Below are 17,674 nucleotides of genomic sequence, written 5' to 3'. Positions count from 1 at the left end.
GTGGTGACCCATGCGCGTTCGCCCTGGATTTCGAAGGGGGAGACATGTCTTGGACGAATGAAACGTCAGGCCTCACGAGGCGGAGTTTTCTGAAGTCGACGGCGGTTGTCGCAGGAGGGGTGTGGGCCGGCACGGCACTGGGGTGCGCGCCGAGCACATCGGGCTCCGACGACGGCGCGGCCGAAACGCAGCAGGTCAACGAGGAGCACTTCAACGTGTGCTGCCGTCCGAACTGCTTCAACACCTGCATGATGACCGCTACGGTGCGCGACGGCAAGCTGGTGAAAACGGCTCCGGCCGATTTTCCGAGTCCCGAGTTCAACCGCATCTGCCTGCGCGGCTTGGTCAGCAATGAGAACATCTATCATCCCGATCGCGTGCTGTATCCGATGAAGCAGACGGGCGCGCGCGGCAGCGACCAGTGGGAGCGCGTGAGCTGGGACGAGGCGATCGACGACATCGCCGCGAAGATCAAGGGCTATCGCGAGGAGTTCGGCGACTCGTCCATCTTCAAAACCTCGGGCTCGAGCGTGTACCACGCCACGAGCGGCACGCCGGGCAAGCTGTTCGGCACCATCAACGCGTCCACGATGAGCGGCCCGCTGGACGCCGGCAACATGTACGGCATCATGCGCGTGTTCGGGTACGGCGGCTCGCCGTGGCCCGGCAACGACCAGCGCGACTACGTGAACGCGAAGAACCTGTTCCTGTGGTGCAACAACCTGACCGATGCGCAGATCCACGACTGGCACTTCGTCGCCGACGCCATCGAGGCGGGCGCGAACGTCATCTGCATCGACCCGATCTACACGCAGATGGCCGCGAAGTCGCACAAGTGGGTGCCCATCCGCCCCGGCGCCGACCTGCAGCTGATCATGTCCATGATGTATGTCATGCTGGAGGAAGACCTGGTCGACTGGGACTTCATCAAGCAGCATACGGTGGCTCCGTTCCTGGTGAAGGATGCCGACGGGCTGTTCCTGCGCATGAGCGATTTGGGCGTGGAGCCCACGAAGGGCGATATCGACCCCACGACCGGCGAGCCGGCGATCATCGACCCGTACGCGGTGTGGGACGAGGACGCGGGTGCCGCCGCCGAGCTCTCGACGGTGGCCAACGCGGCGATCGAGGGTGCGTTCGACGTCGAAGGCATCGCCGTGCATACGGCGTTCACCCTGCTGAAAGCCGAGATCGAGAAGTTCGCCCCCGCGCAGGCGTCCACGATGTGCGACGTGCCGGAGGAAACCATCGTCGAGCTGGCGCGCCTCGCCTGCGACGGCCCGGTCACGCACCGCGTCGGATGGGGCACGCAGGCCTACGACAACGGCCTTGCTCCTCACGTCGCAGGCGCGACGATGGCGGCGCTCGCCGGCCAGCTGGGCAAGCCGGGCGCGAACTACAGCTCGGCCGTGTGGATGTCGTGGGCGGGCGGCAACAAGGCCGCGACCTCGCCCGCAACGCCGGCGACCTCGCCCACCATCGCGTACATGAACATGCCCGAAGTGTTCGCGAGCGGCCAGTACCTCGGCGCTCCCATCACGCCCAAGGCGCTGTGGGTGTACTCGGGCAACCCGCTGTGCACCTGGTGCGACACGAACGCGCTGCGCGACGACATCTTCGCCAACTTCGAGCTGGTGGTCACCGTGGACTACATGATGACCGACACGGCGCGCTACTCCGATTACGTGCTGCCGTGCGCCCACTGGTTCGAGTACGAGGATGCCATCACGAGCGGCAACACCTATCACCTCATCCACTCCGAGAAGGCCATCGAGCCTTTGGGCGAGGCGCTGTGCGACCTCGACATCATGCGCAAGCTGGGCACGGCGCTCGGGTTGGACGACAACCTGTTCCCGGACAGCAACGAAGCGTTCCTGCGCGAGTACTTCGACAGCGAGCTGGCCGCGAAGCAGGGCATCACGTACGACGCGCTGTGCGAGAAGAACGCCATCCACGCGTACGGCGACTACTTCATGCAGTGGCAGGACCTCACGTTCGCCACGCCGTCGGGCCGCGCTGAGTTCTACGTCGAAAAGCCTACGCCGTACGGCGTGACGGGGAAGACGCCCGACCTGTCGCGCGAGCACCTTCCCACCTGGTTCGAGCCCCGCGAGGCGTGGCCGACGAACCCGCTGGCCGAGCAGTACCCGTTCGTGCTCATGTCCGAGCGCCCGCGCTTCCGCGTGCACGGCCAGTGGTCGTACAACCGCATCCTGCGCGAGCTTGATCCGGAGCCTACGGTGAAGATCAACCCGGCCGATGCCGCCGAGGCCGGTTTGGCCGATGGCGTGCTGGTCGAATGCTACAACGACCATGGCCATGCGGTTGCCAAGCTCGTGTACAACGAGGCCATCCGTCCGGGCACCCTCGTGTACCCGAAAAGCTGGCAATCCGACCAGCACGTGGCGGGCGGCTGGTCCGAGCCGCTCTCGCGCGAGACCGACGCCGTGCTGGTCAACCAAAGCTTCATGGACTGCTTGGTGGGCATTCGCGCTTGGGAAGGAGCTGAGTAACGATGACGCAATACGGAATGGTTATCGACGTCAAGCGGTGCATCGCGTGCAGCACGTGCGTCGTGGGATGCAAGGTTGAGAACAATCTGCCGCAGGATATGTGGTGGAACAAAGTGGTGAACGAGGGCGGTGAGAACCCCGATTCTCCGGCCGGCACGTACGGCGGCGAGATGAGCATGTCGTCCTACACGCTGTCGTGCCAGCACTGCGACAAGCCGGCCTGCGTGGCGGTGTGCGCGACGGGCGCGACGTGGAAAGACGAGGAAACCGGCATCGTTATGATCGATGCCGAGAAGTGCATCGGCTGCGGCCTGTGCGTGGAGGCCTGCCCCTATGGCGTGCGCTCGCTGCAGGAGGGCGACCCCGTGCAGTACGCCGACTTCGCCTTCGGCGCGGCGAACGCCCCCGCGCACCTGGCGGGCACGGCCGAGAAATGCACGTTCTGCCACCATCGCGTGAAGGACGGCGACGTGCCGTTCTGCGTGGAGGTGTGCCCCGGTCGCGCACGCTTCTTCGGCGACTTGGACGATCCGAATTCCGAGGTGGCGAAGCTGGCTGCCCAAAGCAACGCCGAGCAGCTGCTGGCCGATGCGGGCACCGGTCCGAACGTCTATCTGCTGCGCTAGATGCTGCGCGTGTGGCGCCCCGCCCGACCTTCCCTCCCTCCTCGGGCGGGGCGCCCACCCAAGCAGCACGTGGCGTGAGGAGGTGCAATCATGAGTCAAGTGATCTCGCTGGCGTTTTCGGTCGCGTTCGTGGCGCTGTTCCACAACGCCATCAAGGCGCGCCCGTCGGCGTTCTACGTGCTTGCCGCAGCGACGGCGTGCTTCGGCGTGTACTTCACGTACCACCCCGTTGCCGACGGCTTCGTGCGCGCGGCGGCGTTCGCGATACAAAAGGGGCAGGTGGGATTCACGTTTCTCGCCATCGTGATGTTCGTGGGGGCGTTTCGGGACGGTTCGGCCGTGCGCAAGGCCTTGCAGCCTGTGCGCGGGGAGCTCTCCATCGTCGCCACCATCCTGATGGTCGCCCATGTCGTCCCGTACCTGGCGAGCTACGCGGGCATGGTGGGGACGCTCGGCTCGCTCAGGCCGACCGTGATCGCGTCGTTGGGGATCGCCGTGGTGCTCATCGTGCTGCTGGCCGTTCTCGCGGTCACGTCGCTGCAAGCGGTCAAGCGTGCGATGAAGGCGAATTCGTGGAAGCGTGTGCAATGGCTAGCATATGCGTTCTTCGCGCTGATATTCTTCCATATGCTTGGCTATATGATGGTACCCGTTGCGGCGGGGTCGCCGGATGCGTCGGCGGCGCTCGCGTTTTACGGTATGGTGTACGCGTCCTACGCGGTTGCGCGCGTGAGACGAGCTTGGGCTGACAAAAGAGGAGGGCACACATGGTTGACGACATGAACGGCGGCGAGGCGCGTGCGGCTGCGTGGGAGCTGGCGGCGTTCAGCTTCCGGTATCCGACGGAGGAGCTTGCCGAGGCGGTGGCGTCCGGCGAGTGGACCGATGCGGCGCGCGAGGTCGCGGAAGCGCTGGGACTTGAGCTGCCGGAATCGTTCGGCGCGGGCGACGCCGAGAGCGTGCAGGATTTGAAGGCGCTGCGCGTTGAGGCGACGCGCCTGTTCGTGGGCTCGCCCCAGCCGGCGGTCAGCCCCTACGAGGGCGTGCGGCGCGCGGAGGAGGAAGGCGTGCAGGCGCTCCTGTTCGTGAACCCGCACTCGATGGCGGTGGAGCGTTTCATGAAGTCGTGCGGGTTGGCCAGGCCCGAGGGGACGAACGAGCCGCTCGATCATATCGCGACCGAGTGCGAGCTGCTTGAGCACCTCGCCCTTCGCTCGCTGGGCATCGCGCTGGACGACGAGTCGCCGCTTCCTGCAAGCGCGGACCTGCCCGGGGGATCGCCGCAGGCGGCGTACGAGACCTTCCTGGCCGAGCACGTGGCGGTGTGGGCGCCCGGCTTCGCCGCCGCGGTGGCCGCCGAAACGCGTCTCCCATTCTACCGCGATGCAGCCGAGCTGCTGAAGGTTCTTACGGCGTAACAGGCACGCGAGAAGCGCCTCCGCATTCGGAGGCGCTTCTCGTTACGGCTGGTAAGGAGGCACGGGTGGCATCGGCGCCTGCGGCTGGTAGGGCGGCGTGCGCAGCTTGTTGAGGTACACGGCCGCAATGATGAGCAGCGCCATGGTGATGAGGTTGCCGCCCAGCAGCGACAGCACGGCGCCGGCGATGGCCCAACCGAACGCGGTGCCCAGCTTCTCGGGGCGCGCGGACGCCTGCAGACCCATGATGCCTGCGACCAGCACCACGCCGTGGCAGATGACCAGCCAGATCACGCCGATGCTGGCGAAGCCCAGCCCGAGGGCCGTGAGCATGGCGGCAGCTTCCGCGTCGGAGCTCGAGGAGAACCTCTCGACGAAACCGGGGTCGTTGTGCGCGACGATGAACGACGAGCCGGGGTCGCTCAACACGGCGCCGCCGATGCCCAGCACGACGAGCAACAGCAGACATCCTGCAAGCGCCAACGCTGACAGGACGATCACGGCGATGCTTACACCTCTCACCAACCGCGCATCGGGGTTCGGCATAGGGTATCCTTTCCTGAGAGTATCGCTGGTAGTAGTATACGATACGTTGCACTACGAAAAATCAACGGGACGTGAACGCACTGCGGAAAGGATCGTCTATGGAGAACTTCGAATTCGTGTCGCCGACCCACTTCGTGTTCGGCAAAGGCGCGGAGGAGCAGGTGGGCGCGAAGCTGGCCGAGCGCGGGGCGCGCAAGGCGCTGCTGCATTTCGGCGGGCAGAGCGCGGTGAAAAGCGGCCTGATCGATCGCGTGAAGGCGTCGCTCGACGCGGCGGGCGTCGAGCATGTGGAGCTGGGCGGCGTGCGCCCGAACCCCGAGATCACGCTTGTGCGCGAGGGCGTGGCGCTGTGCAAGGAGCACGGCATCGACTGGGTGCTCGCCGTGGGCGGCGGCTCGGTCATCGATTCGGCGAAGGCCATCGCCGTGGGCGCGCACTACGACGGCGACGTGTGGGACTTCTTCGAGACGAAACGGCAGACGAACGACGTGCTGCCCATCGCCGTGGTGCTCACCATCCCGGCTGCCGGCAGCGAGGCGTCGAAGAACACGGTGGTGTCGAACGACGAGCTGCAGATGAAGTCGGGTTACCCGAACAACGCGCAGCGCCCGAAGCTCGCCTTCATGAACCCCGAGCTCACGTTCACGCTGCCGCCGTTCCAGACCGCCGCGGGCCTCACCGACATGTTCTGCCACCTGCTGGAGCGCTTCTTCGACGACGTGGGCGCGGTGCCGGTGACGGACAACCTGTGCCTGTCGCTCATGAAGACCGTGCGCGCCGAGGCGCCGCGCGTCATGGTGGAGCCCGAGAACTACGATGCGCGCGCGAACGTCATGTGGGCGGGCATGCTGTGCCATCAGGGTCTCGCCGGCGTCGGCCGCCACGAGGACTGGGCGACGCACGGCCTGGAGCACGAGCTGTCGGCGCTCTATCCCGAGATCACGCACGGCGCGGGCCTCGCGGTGATGTTCCCGGCCTGGATGGAGTTCGTCTACTCTGAGAACCCGGCGCGCTTCGCCCACTACGGCCGCGAGGTGTTCGGCCTGGCGCCCACCGGCGACGTCGACGCCGATGCGCTGTCGGCCATCGACGAGACGCGCTCGTTCTTCGCCTCGCTCGGCATGCCCCTCACGCTGGCGGAGCTCGACGTGGAGGAGGACGACATCGAGAAGCTCATCCCCACGCTCAAGGAGAACAAGGGCGAGCCCTTCGGCAGCTTCAAGAAGCTCACCATGGACGACGCCCGCGAGATCTACAAGATCGCGCAGTAATCGCGCTTGCTTTTGAAGCGTCTGCTCGTATAATAAAGGCGAGCCGCAGGGAGCTCTTACTCTCCCCACGGCTCTCGAATCGCTTCGGCGGTTTGGCTACTTGGTTACGGCTCCTTGTCCTTTCGGATCGGGAGCCGCTCCATTATTGCGGTCAAAAACCCCAGCAAACTGGAAGCGAACTCAAGGATCGCCGCGAGCAAGGCCAAAACGGTCATGGCGTCCACCTCCCTCCGAACGGTCCCTCTCTCGGGAGCATCTGGTGGAAAGGGGTGTGGTGCCGCGCCGCCTCCGCGCTTCGTGCCTACCAGTATATCAGCGCGGCCTCACGCGCAGATGGCGCAGATCCAGCGCGGATTCGCCTCGATCTCGCGCGGAACCTGCGCGCTTCCAACGCGGATCCCACGCGGCTTGCCGGCGTTTCCAACGCGGATTGCACGCGCGTCCCACGGAAATTCAGCGCCCTTGTCCAGCTCCCGCGTCTCTCGCTTGCGCCCGTCCCTACAAAAAGCAGCTTGCTATGATCACGATGGCGGTGGTCAGCAGGCCCGACACCGCGATGGAGACGCCGCTCATAGCGCCTTCCAGCTCGCCCATCTCGAGCGCCTTCGTCGTGCCCACCGCGTGGCTGCACGTGCCGATGGCCACGCCTTTGGCGATGCCGTCGCGCACGCGGAACAGGCGCGCCATGAGCGGTGCGGTGATGGCGCCCAGGATGCCGGTGACGATGACGGCCGCCACGGTGATGGACGTGATGCCGCCCAGCTGCTGCGACACCGCGATGGCGATGGGTGTGGTTACCGACTTGGGGATGAACGACAGCGCCAGCGTGTCGTCGAGTCCCAGCAGCTTGCACAGTGCGTAGGCGCTCGTCATGGACACGACCGAGCCCACGAGGCACCCGGCGAAGATGGGGACGAAATGGTCCTTGAGCGTTTGGCGCTGCCGGTACACCGAGTACGCCAACGCCACGGTGGCCGGTCCCAGCAGAAACGAGATGAGCTGCACGCTCTGCTCGTAGGATTCCAGGGGAATGCGCAGCGCCACGAGCGCCGCGATGATGAACGCGACGGTGACCAGCAGGGGGTTGAGCAGCGGCGATTTCACGCGCTCGTACAGCAGCACGGAAAGCTTGAACACCGCGAACGAGGCCGCGGTTCCCAGCGCCAGGGTCAGCGCAAGGTACACCATCGGGTCCATGCGCCTACGCCTCCTCGTCGGCCGTGCGCGCATCGCGCTTCGCCAGCAGCCGCGACACGAGCATCACCGTGTACGACGTCGCCAAAAACACGAGCACCGTGGTGATCACGCACACGAGCGCGAACTTCGCCGCATTGCCCTCGAGTAGGGAAAAGCATCCCATGATGGCCACGCCGGCCGGGATGAAGAACAGCGACATGTTGTCGAGCAGGCAGTCGCACGCGTCGCCCACATGGCGAGCCTTCAGCAAGCCCGTGCCCAGAAGCGCGAGCAGCAGCACCATCCCCACGATGTTGCCCGGTAGCTGGACGGGCAGCACCGAAGCCAACGCGCACCCCGCGGCGTACACCGCCACCACCACGCCGAGCTGCACGACGAGGCGCGCCCCGCGCTTGCCGGCCCGTCCGGCCTTCGTCCGCCACGAGGCATCGTTAGGAGAGGGCGCGGAGGCGCACCCGGAGACGCCCGAAGCGGCGTCGGTCAGCTGTTCCATGATTCGAATTCCTCACCAGTATGCGGATCGGCGCGGCTCTTCGCCCTGCGCCTGCGACCCGCCCGTCTTAGTCGCGCCTATTGTACGGCTGCTCCTGGGCGCAGGGGCGCGCTGCACTCAGAATTCACGCAAAACGAAAGCGGCACCGTCGAGTTTCGACGGTGCCGCCCGCGGCCCAGAGGGGGTCGGATGCTAGTCCTTGTTGCCAACCAACGCGTTTACCAGCGCCGATACGATGCTGATGACGATCGACGCCACGAACGCGCTGCCGAACGAGTCGATGACAAGCCCCACCTGGAATATCCCGTTCGCCAGCCACGCGGCGATGTACAGCATGAGCGTGTTCACCACGAGGTAGAAGATGCCCAGTGTGATCACGCTGATCGGGAGGCTGAGCACCTGCATGATGGGCTTGATGCTGATGTTGATCAGCGACAGGATCAGGCCGAAGATCGCGATGCCCACCCACGCGTCGGAGCCGCCGAGCAGCTCGATGCCGGGGACGATCCACACTGCCACGCCCACGGCGATAGCGGTGACGAGCCAGCGGATGATGAAGTTCATGACGTGCTCCTTGATATGCGGCGATACAACCGCACTACTATAGCACGCCGTCATCGGCAGGGGGCTTATCGGTCACGCAGCCGTAAACCGCATGCCCCGGCGGCCCGTGCGCACGGGCCGCCGGGCTGGCGAAACGTTACAGCACCTGGATCGTGCCGGTGGCCATGAGGGCGATCGACACCACCATGAGCACCACGATAACGGCGGCTATCGCCTTGTCCGCCACGTTCGGCAGGATCTTCTCGCCGCGCTCGCGCTGGCCGAGGGCGTACACGATGATGCCCGGCGCGAACAGGATGGTGGTGATCATGATGCCCACCAACCCGGCCGCCCACACGAGGAACACCGTGTACACGAAGCCCACGGTGCCGAACACGCGCGCCTTTTTGACCTGGTCGGGCGTCAGGCGTTCCTTCTTCCAGGCGATCTTCATGTAGTAGGCCGCCGAGCATACGTAGGGGATGAGGATGGTGGACACGGCGCACGCGTAGAAGAACTGGTACGTGGACGACGAGAACACCGACACGATGAGGAACAGCTGCGTGATGCCGGCCGAGATGAGCACGGTCACGATGGGCGCGCCGTTCTTGTTCGTGCGCGCGAACGACTTGGGGAACACTCCCTGGCGCGCAGCCTCGAACGGCGTCTCGGCCGCGATGATCACGTAGCCCAGCATCGCGCCCAGCAGCGACAGCACCACGCCGAGGTTCACGATGCCCGCGCCGACGGGGCCGATGGCGTGCTCGAGGATGCCGGCCATCGAAGGGGTGGCCAGCTGGGCCATCTGCTCGCGCGGCATGACGCCCATGCTTTCGAGCGAGATGATGAGGTACAGCACGAACACCGAGATGAAGCCGATGACCGTGGCGCGGCCCACGTCGCGGGCGTACTTCGCGCGTCCCGAGATGACCACGGCGCCCTCGATGCCGGTGAACACCCACACGAGCGCGATCATGGTGGAGACGATCTGCTGTCCCAGGTCGGGTCCGCCCGGCTCGCCCCAGAAGTTCTCCATGAAGATGGCGGGATCGAACTTTCCTAGCAGCGCGATGGACAGCACGAACAGCGCCAGCGGCACGAGCTTCGCGATGGTGACGACGACGTTGATGCCGGCCGCCTCCTTCACGCCGCGCGACACGAGCCACACGAGCAGCCACAGAAACGCCGAGGCGCACACGCACGACAGCAGGTTGTTGCCGCTTTCGAACGGGTGGAAAAAGTACCCGAGCGCCGAGAACAGCAGGATGGCGAACGACACGTTCGACAGGCATGCCGACACCCAGTAGCCCCAGGCGGAGTTGAACCCGACGAAGTCGCCGAAGCCCGCCGCCGCGTACGCGTAGATGCCGCCGGTGAGGTCGGGCCGGGCCTGCGACAGCCCGTTGAAGCACATCATGAGCGAGAACACGCCGACGAAGCAGATGGCCCAGCTGATGAGCACGGCACCGGTGCTGGCGCCGCCCGCGGCCATGTCGCCGGCAAGCGCGAAAATGCCTCCGCAGATGCTGGCCGTGATCACCATCATGGTGAGGCGGAACAGGTCCAGGCCGTTCGGGTCGATGATCTGGCCTTTGTCGGAGGCTTTCAAGGCAGCGCTCGACATAGCCCCTCCTTTCAAAGGGGTCGAAGGGAATGCTGACGCACGGCACGGTGCGGTGCGCGCGTCGAATATGGAACGGCGCGCCGGGCGAAGCCGCAGCGCGCCGTATGCGGCGATGTGAAGAGGGGAAGAGGGTTTCTGCGGCGTCGGCCGCAGAAACCCGTCAGGTTAGAAGCGCAGCGACAGGCAGCTCAGGCCGCCGTCGAGCTTGCGATACTCGGACGTGTCCACGGTCAGCGTCTCGTAGCCGGCGTCCTGCACGGCCTTCAGCACGGTGGGGTAGCCCTCGGGCACGATGACGGTGCCGTTCACCCAGATGCAGTTCGCGGCGTACGCCTCGTCCTCGGGGATCTCGATGCGGTTGTACTGCTCGAAGTCGGGCTTCGTTACGAACTCGCCGGACACCAGCATGTTGCCGTCCTCCAGGTAGTTCACGCCGGTCTTCAGGTGCAGCACGTACTCCAGCGGCACCTCGGAGCCTTCGAGGCCCCAGCCTTCGAGGATCTCGAAGAACTGACGCAGGCCCTCTTCGTTCGTGCGGGCGGAGCGGCCTACGTAGAAGTGGTCCCCCACCATCATGACGTCGCCGCCGTCGAGCGTGCCGGGGCTCACGATGTGCTTCACGTGTTCGTCGTCGAAGAACTGGCGCACGGCCGGCTCGATCTCGTCCTTCTCGCCGTTGCGGCTGTCGGCGCCCGGGTTCGTGATGATGGCACCCTTGCGCGTGATGACCGCGGGGTCCTCGACGAAGCAGGAGTCGGGGAACTGCTCGAGCGCGGGCAGGACGGTCACCTCGACGCCGCACTCCTTGAGGGCCGCGATGTAGTCGTCGTGCTGCTTGAGCGCCAGCTCGTAGTCGGGCTTGCCCAGCTCGGGGGCGGAGGTGATGCCCTCGACCATGGACTTGGCAGGACGGCGGACGATGACGTTGGAGAACTTGGTCATAACGGAATCCTTTCGTAAGAGATTATTTCCGTTCGTTCCTATGCCGCACATTGTATTCTGTATATTGTATACAATCAAGGGGAAGCGGAAAGTTTTTGGAATTCGTTGAAAAGAGGGATGCGCCGACGAGGGAGGAGTGAACAGGGGGCGGGGAAGAGGGACGGCGATAGGGGCGGGGGCGATGAGAGGGGCGAAGATGGGGGTGACGATGGGGCGGTGAAAAGCGAGGCGATGAGGGGGTCGGGGAAGAGGGAGCGGGGAAGAGGGATGCGCCGACGAGGGAGCGGGAGCCGCTCAAGAGAACGGCGACGAAGAAGGCGGCGATGGGGGCGGGGCCCGGGTCGCCCCCATCGCCCCCATTGCCGCGGTCTCGAAGCGGCTCCTGCGCTATCGGGCGCATGCACCCGGTCGGTCATGCATCGGTGGCGGTTCGACGCGGAAATCGCGGAGTTCCAAGCAATTTTTACGTTTTGCGTACCATGCAAAGGCTTCGGCCCCTATTTTCGCTTGTTCGCTCCCGGAGGCTTTCAAGGGTGTTTTGCATATACCCAGGTCACAAGGTTTTTGCTGCAATGACCCACCCAGCCGTTTCGCCCATTCAATGCTCCTGGGTGCGCAAAACGAAAAAAGTGCTTACTTCGAACGGATTCTGCTGCTGAAACGCTGCGGCGCTCTTCGACGGCCATGCGTGCAGGGAGGGATGCGGGCGCACGCGCGGCGGGTCCCTCCCTGCACGCGGGCCAGCCGCTCGCGAACGCGCCCGAGCGCTTGTGGTATATTAGTATACACGATAGCTGTACGACAGGCGGATGATATGACGAACGAGTACCGATCGCTCAAGGACCATGTGTACGACCACATCGTCGACCTCATCGACGGCGGCACCCTCGCCGACGACCATAAGATCAGCGAGCAGCAGATATGCGATGCCCTCGGCGTCAGCCGCACGCCCGTGCGCGAAGCGCTCATCCAACTTGCCGCCGACGGGTATCTCGAGAACGTGCCGCGCAAAGGCTTTTCCGTCAAGCGCGTGACGGAGGACAGCGCCCGCGAGATCGTGGAGATCATCGGGCCGCTCGACGGTCGTGCCGCCCTGCTCGCCGTCGACGAGATGACAGAGGATGACATCGCGCAGCTGCAGTTCCTTCACGGCTCCATGCAGCTGGCCATCGACAAGGGCCTCTTCAAGAAGTACGACGATCTGCAGCACGACTTCCACGACAGCTATGTGCGCAAGTGCGGCAACTCGCGCCTCATCGGCCTGATACACCAGATGAACCGCTATTTCATGAAGCGCGAGTACGCCAATGTGGGCGAGGACGAGCTGGACGGCCTGCTGCGCAAGGCGAACGAAGAGCACGCCGAAATCGTCAGGTTGTTCGAGCTGCACGATGGGGAAGAGCTGCAGCGGTTCATTCGCGACGTCCATTGGAGCATCGACAATGCCAAGTTCCTCGTCTGGTAGTGTGCGGCCCGCCCCGCGTCCTGCGTCGACGGCGTCTGCGTGCCCCGTCGAGCGCGAGTGCGGTGCCTGCCAGCATATCGGCGTCCCGTACGCGAAACAGCTCGCGGGCAAGGACGCGCGCGTGGCCGCCCTGTTCGCCGACGTGGCCGATCCGGCCGCGCTGCGACCCATCATCGGCATGGACGAGCCCTATCATTACCGCAACAAGGTGGTGTCTCCCTACGCGCCCGGGCGCAAGCTGCAAGGCGGCACCGCGAAGCGCGGTCAGAAGCCGCGCCGCGAAATCCTCTGCGGCATGTACGCGGCCGGGTCGCACCGCATCGTCCCCACGGACGGCTGCCTCATCGAGAACGAGGAGGCCAAACGCATCATCCGAGCCGTGCGCGACCTCATGGGGCGCTTCGGCATCGAGCCGTACCGGGAGGACGCGGGCTCCGGATTCCTGCGCCATGCGGTGGTGCGCGTCGGCCACACGAGCGGCGAGATCCTCGTCACGCTCGTGACGAACGGCCGCACGTTCCCGGCGTCGCGTGCGTTCTGCCGCGAGCTCGTGCGTCGCTGCCCCCGCATCACGTCGGTCGTGCAGAACGTGAACGAGCGCCAGACCAACGTGATCCTCGGCGAGCGCGAGCAGACCCTGTACGGCCCGGGCTTCATCCTGGACAAGCTGTGCGGGTTGAGCTTCCGCATCTCGTCGCAATCGTTTTACCAGGTGAACGCCGTGCAGACCGAAGTGCTGTACGAGCGGGCCATCGAGATGGCGGGCTTCACCGGCGCCGAGTGCGCCATCGACGCCTACTGCGGCACGGGCACCATCGGGCTCGTGGCGGCCAAGCACGGCGCGCGGCAGGTGATCGGCGTGGACACGGTGGCGTCGGCCGTGCGCGACGCGCGCGAGAACGCCAAGCACAACGGCGTGGAGAACGCGCAGTTCGTAGTGGGGGACGCGGGGGCGTTCATGCGCGAGCGCGCCGCCGCGGGCGAAGCCGTCGACGTGCTGCTCATGGACCCGCCGCGCGCGGGCGCGAGCGAGGAGTTCCTCGCCGCCGCCGCGACGCTGGCCCCGCAGCGCATCGTGTACATTTCCTGCAACCCCGAAACACACGTGCGCGACCTGGCCTTCCTGCGGGAGCGCGGCTATGCCGTGCGCATGGTGCAGCCGGTGGATATGTTTCCCCATACGGATCACGTCGAAACGATTGCGCTCGTGGAGCGCGAAGAAGGCGCCCCTGAAAGGAGCCAGCGATGAGCGAGCGCGATCCCAAGCGATCGTCTGCCCCGAGCGAGCAGTCTGACGAGGCCGCTCCGATGATGCGGCACGATGCGCCGCTGACCGCCGACGACAACCACGGAGGCGTCACCGACTTGCACAGCTTCGTGTTCGACACGGTGCTCGAGGGCATGCGCACGAGCATTTACGTGACGGACCCGAACACCGACCGCATCCTGTATATGAACGGGTTCATGAAGCACGACTACGGCGTGGAGAACCCCGAAGGGAAGGTGTGCTGGCAGGTGCTGCAGCGCGGCCTGACCGAGCGCTGCGCGTTTTGCCCCGTCGATGAGCTGTTGAGCTGCGGAAGCGAAGCGCCGCTTGTGGAGTGGGACGAAGAGAGCCCCGTGACGGGCCGCACGTACCGCAACTACGACAGCCTGGTGGAATGGATCGACGGGTCGCGCGTGCACCTGCAGCAATCGGTGGACATCACCGCGCTCGTGTCGGCGAACACCGACGAGCTGACCGGCATGATGGGGCGCCGCGCCGGCAAGGAGCGCCTCGGCCTCTCGCTTGCGCGCGCTGCGGTCGAGGGCGAAGACGTGTCCATCGTGCTGTACGACATCAACCGCCTGAAAGACGTGAACGACCAGTACGGTCACGCCGAGGGCGACTACCTCATCCGCTCGGCCGCGAACGCCATGCGGTCCGAATTCGGGCCGAACGACTACGGGTTCCGCTTGAGCGGCGACGAGTTCGTGTGCGTGTTCCTGGGCGACGCGGCTTCGACGCGCGTGAAGGTCGAACGCGCCCGCACGGCGCTCACCGCGCTCCCGCGTCGCACCGATCCCCCGTACGACATGGGATTTTGCTTCGGCATCGCCGAGATCGACCCCGCGGCGCCGCTCGAGCTGTACGAGGCCCTGGCCCTGGCCGACCAGCGCATGTACGAGGAGAAGCGCCGCTACCATATCGACCGCAACATCAACGCGCTGATCAGCGCCGAGCAGTCGGGAAGGGGCGTATCGGTCGACCTGAGCGCGTTCTCGTACGACGAGAGCAAGCTGTACGACGCGGTGGTCGAGAGCACTGACGACTACCTCTACGTGTGCAACATGAAAACCGGCGTGTTCCGCTATCCGCGCGCCATGGTGGAGGAGTTCGACCTGCCCTCCGAGGTGGTGGAGAACGCGGCGGCCGTGTGGGGCTCGAAGGTGCATCCCGACGACAAGCAGGCGTTTCTCGAATCGAACCAGGAAATCACCGACGCGCGCACCACGCGCCACTGGATTGAGTACCGCGCCATCAACCGCAAGGGCGAGTGGGTGCGCCTGCGATGCCGCGGCCGGCTCATCCTCGATGCGAAGGGCAAGCCGCTGCTGTTCGCCGGGTTCATCACGAACCTGGGCAAGAAGAGCAAGGTCGACCCGCTGACCGGCCTGTTCAACAGGTTCGAGTTCGAGGACGACCTGCGACGCCGCATGGAGACGGCGCCGAGCGAGACGATCAGCCTCATGGTGCTCGGCATCGACGACCTGCGGCATATCAACGACCGCTACGACCGCGCATTCGGCGACGAGGTCATCCGGTTCGTGGCGCAGCGCATCCAGAGCGCGCTGCCCGAGGAGGCGCGCGTGTACCGTCTCGACGGCGACGAGTTCGCCGTGATCATCAACGACGACGTCAACGTGCTGCGCGGAGCGTACGCCCAGTTGGGCGGCATGTTCCAACGGCAACACGACCACGAGGGCCGCAAGTTCTACTGCACGTTGTCCGGCGGCATCGCGCAGTACCCCGGCGATGCCGAGACGTACGAGAGCCTCGTGAAGTACGCCGATTACGCGCTGGAGTACGCGAAGGGGCACGGCAAGAAGCGCTGCGTGAACTTCTCGCAGCCTATCCTGGCCGAGCGCACGCGCGAGCTCGAGTTGATGGAGCTGCTGCGCGACAGCGTGGAAAACGGGTTCAAGGGGTTCAGCCTGTGCTATCAGCCCCAGGTGGAAGCCGCCACGGGACGGGTCGTGGGCGCCGAGGCCCTCGCGCGCTGGCGCTGCGACGCGTACGGCGATCTGTCGCCGCTCGAGTTCATCCCGCTGCTCGAGGAGAGCGGCCTCATCGTGCCGATGGGGACGTGGGTGCTGCAGCATGCCGTGGACACGTGCAGGCGCTGGAGAAAGGTGATCCCGACGTTCACCATGAGCGTGAACCTTTCGTATCGCCAGCTTGACGAGGACGGCCTCGTGCCGCTCATCGTGGACACGCTGCACGAGGCGGGGCTGCCTCCCGAGAGCCTCGTGGTGGAGATGACCGAGAGCCGTTTCGCCGACGATGCCCAGGCCACGCATCAGCTGTTCCACCAGCTGCGCATGCAGGGCGTGCGTGTGGCCATGGACGATTTCGGCACGGGCTATTCGTCGCTGGGCGTGCTGAAGACCTCGCCCGCCGACATCGTGAAAATCGACCGGGCCTTCATCCGCGATATCCAGACGAGCACGTTCGATGCCACGTTCATCAAGTTCGTGGTGGAACTGTGCCATGCCGTGGGCATCAGCGTGTGCCTCGAAGGCGTGGAAACCGATGAGGAGTACGAAGTGGTGGGCGGCATGGGGCTCGACTACATCCAGGGATTCCTGTTCGGACGCCCCCTGCCCGAAGGCGAATTCGAGCGGAGGTTCTTGGAGGTGCATGCGTGATGGCTGCCGCACGGACGGACGCGCTGGTCGACCGCGTGGGGGAGGTGCTGGCGGCGCGCGCTTTGGCCGACGCCGATACGCCGGCGCTGCTGATGGTATCGGGCGGATCGGACTCCACGGCGCTCGCTTACATCGCCTGCGACCTGCGGGAACGAGGAATGTTGGGGCAGCTGGCCATGCTGCACGTCAACCACCAGCTGCGCGGCGCCGACGCCGACGACGACGCGCGCTTCGTCGCCCGGCTGGCCGAGCTGCTGAGCATCCCGCTGTTCTCGTGCGACATCGACATCGCGGGCGAGGCCCGGCGCACGGGCGAGAACGTGGAAGCCGTCGCCCGCCGCGAGCGCTACCTGGCCGCGAACGAGGCGCTCGAAAGCCTGTGCCTTCACGCGGCCGCGCCGCTCGCCGACGGCCGCATCCTCACGGCGCACACGTCCGACGACCGCGTGGAGAGCTTCTACATGCGCTCGATCGTGGGCACGGGGCCGGGCGGGTTCCGCGCCATGAAGTACCGCAACGGGCCCGTGGTGCGCCCGCTGCTCGATGCGAGCCGCGAGGAGCTGCGCGCGTACGTTTCCGAGCGCGAGCAGGCCGGCGCGCCCGTGGCCTGCGACGGCGAGGGCAACCTGTGGCGCGAGGACGCGACGAACGCGCATACCGACCGCTTCCGCGCCTACGTGCGCCATGAGATCGTCCCGCGCGCGAAGGAGCGCAACCCCCAGCTGCTCGAGGTGCTCTGCCGCACCATGAACCTCATCGCCGACGAGGACGACATGCTTGAACGCATGGTGGACGAGCTGATGGCCGGCCACGTGGAGGCGCTCGGCGACGACTACGGCGCGGGCTGCGTGCTGGCCCCCGCGTTCGGCGCGGAGCCGCTGCCGCTGCGCCGCCGCGCCGTGCTGCGCGCCCTGCAGCTGATGCTGGGGCGCGACGCCCGCGTGGAGACGGCTTCGGTCGAGGCGGTGCTGGCCGCGTTCGACGAGGGGGCGGACGGCAAGCCCCGCGGCGGCTACGTGACCAACATCCAGGGCGACCTCGCGGTCAGCGCCAACAAGCACGGCGTGCGCATCGAGCCCATGGCCGCCTACCGGGCCCGAAGAAAGCGCGCGTAGCATTCGCGCTAG

General features: G+C 65.9%; 15 protein-coding genes. 9 read left to right on the top strand and 6 right to left on the bottom strand.

Going from position 1 to position 17,674, the window contains the following annotated elements; genetic code table 11:
* Nucleotides 1-44: 44 nt before the first annotated feature.
* From GS424_RS16770 to GS424_RS16755, 4 genes are all read left to right on the top strand, one after another.
* Nucleotides 45-2,513, top strand: coding sequence for a molybdopterin-containing oxidoreductase family protein (locus tag GS424_RS16770; protein ID WP_160940990.1), 2,469 nt, complete (start codon nucleotides 45-47; stop codon nucleotides 2,511-2,513).
* Nucleotides 2,514-2,515: 2 nt separating this feature from the next.
* Nucleotides 2,516-3,139, top strand: a complete 624-nt coding sequence (locus tag GS424_RS16765) for a 4Fe-4S dicluster domain-containing protein (RefSeq protein WP_160940991.1) — start codon at nucleotides 2,516-2,518, stop codon at nucleotides 3,137-3,139.
* 90 nt (nucleotides 3,140-3,229) lie between these two features.
* The gene (locus GS424_RS16760; protein ID WP_160940992.1) at nucleotides 3,230-3,922 is read left to right on the top strand and encodes a ferric reductase-like transmembrane domain-containing protein; all 693 of its coding nucleotides are present in this window, start codon (nucleotides 3,230-3,232) and stop codon (nucleotides 3,920-3,922) included.
* Entirely contained in the window at nucleotides 3,907-4,557 is a 651-nt protein-coding gene (locus GS424_RS16755; RefSeq protein ID WP_160940993.1) for a TorD/DmsD family molecular chaperone, read from the top strand. The genes GS424_RS16760 and GS424_RS16755 overlap by 16 nt, the downstream gene beginning before the upstream one ends.
* A 42-nt stretch (nucleotides 4,558-4,599) precedes the next feature.
* Here GS424_RS16755 and GS424_RS16750 read toward each other — a convergent pair whose 3' ends face one another.
* On the bottom strand, nucleotides 4,600-5,103 hold the full coding sequence (locus GS424_RS16750) for a hypothetical protein (RefSeq protein ID WP_160940994.1): 504 nt from the start codon (nucleotides 5,101-5,103) through the stop codon (nucleotides 4,600-4,602).
* Nucleotides 5,104-5,201: 98 nt separating this feature from the next.
* Here GS424_RS16750 and GS424_RS16745 point away from each other — a divergent pair, with 98 nt between their 5' ends.
* Nucleotides 5,202-6,374, top strand: coding sequence for an iron-containing alcohol dehydrogenase (locus GS424_RS16745; protein WP_160940995.1), 1,173 nt, complete (start codon nucleotides 5,202-5,204; stop codon nucleotides 6,372-6,374).
* Between the two features lie 498 nt (nucleotides 6,375-6,872).
* Here GS424_RS16745 and GS424_RS16740 read toward each other — a convergent pair whose 3' ends face one another.
* The 5 genes from GS424_RS16740 to GS424_RS16720 all read right to left on the bottom strand — a co-directional run bounded on the left by GS424_RS16740 (nucleotide 6,873) and on the right by GS424_RS16720 (nucleotide 11,173).
* On the bottom strand, nucleotides 6,873-7,571 hold the full coding sequence (locus GS424_RS16740) for an LrgB family protein (RefSeq protein WP_160940996.1): 699 nt from the start codon (nucleotides 7,569-7,571) through the stop codon (nucleotides 6,873-6,875).
* 4 nt (nucleotides 7,572-7,575) lie between these two features.
* Entirely contained in the window at nucleotides 7,576-8,064 is a 489-nt protein-coding gene (locus GS424_RS16735; RefSeq protein WP_160940997.1) for a CidA/LrgA family protein, read from the bottom strand.
* Between the two features lie 192 nt (nucleotides 8,065-8,256).
* A complete protein-coding gene (locus GS424_RS16730) occupies nucleotides 8,257-8,628 on the bottom strand; it encodes a phage holin family protein (protein WP_154332424.1) in 372 nt (123 codons plus the stop codon).
* A 136-nt stretch (nucleotides 8,629-8,764) separates the two neighbouring features.
* The gene (locus tag GS424_RS16725; RefSeq protein ID WP_160940998.1) at nucleotides 8,765-10,231 is read right to left on the bottom strand and encodes a basic amino acid/polyamine antiporter; all 1,467 of its coding nucleotides are present in this window, start codon (nucleotides 10,229-10,231) and stop codon (nucleotides 8,765-8,767) included.
* Nucleotides 10,232-10,396: 165 nt separating this feature from the next.
* On the bottom strand, nucleotides 10,397-11,173 hold the full coding sequence (locus GS424_RS16720) for a dimethylarginine dimethylaminohydrolase family protein (RefSeq protein WP_160940999.1): 777 nt from the start codon (nucleotides 11,171-11,173) through the stop codon (nucleotides 10,397-10,399).
* Nucleotides 11,174-11,987: 814 nt separating this feature from the next.
* On the opposite strand from GS424_RS16720, the gene GS424_RS16715 reads away from it, so the two are divergent.
* The 4 genes from GS424_RS16715 to tilS are packed head-to-tail and all read left to right on the top strand — an operon-like array spanning nucleotide 11,988 to nucleotide 17,662.
* Entirely contained in the window at nucleotides 11,988-12,638 is a 651-nt protein-coding gene (locus GS424_RS16715; protein ID WP_160941000.1) for a GntR family transcriptional regulator, read from the top strand.
* Nucleotides 12,565-13,887, top strand: coding sequence for a 23S rRNA (uracil(1939)-C(5))-methyltransferase RlmD (gene rlmD / locus GS424_RS16710; protein ID WP_342354565.1), 1,323 nt, complete (start codon nucleotides 12,565-12,567; stop codon nucleotides 13,885-13,887). Before GS424_RS16715 ends, rlmD begins: the two co-directional genes overlap by 74 nt.
* A complete protein-coding gene (locus tag GS424_RS16705) occupies nucleotides 13,884-16,547 on the top strand; it encodes a bifunctional diguanylate cyclase/phosphodiesterase (RefSeq protein ID WP_160941002.1) in 2,664 nt (887 codons plus the stop codon). The genes rlmD and GS424_RS16705 overlap by 4 nt, the downstream gene beginning before the upstream one ends.
* Nucleotides 16,547-17,662: a tRNA lysidine(34) synthetase TilS gene (gene tilS, locus GS424_RS16700; protein ID WP_160941003.1), complete on the top strand. Its 1,116-nt coding sequence runs from the start codon at nucleotides 16,547-16,549 to the stop codon at nucleotides 17,660-17,662. Before GS424_RS16705 ends, tilS begins: the two co-directional genes overlap by 1 nt.
* Nucleotides 17,663-17,674: the final 12 nt, after the last annotated feature.

Source organism: Eggerthella guodeyinii (genome assembly GCF_009834925.2).
Taxonomy (GTDB): domain Bacteria; phylum Actinomycetota; class Coriobacteriia; order Coriobacteriales; family Eggerthellaceae; genus Eggerthella; species Eggerthella guodeyinii.
This window is presented reverse-complemented; position numbering and strand designations above follow the sequence as displayed.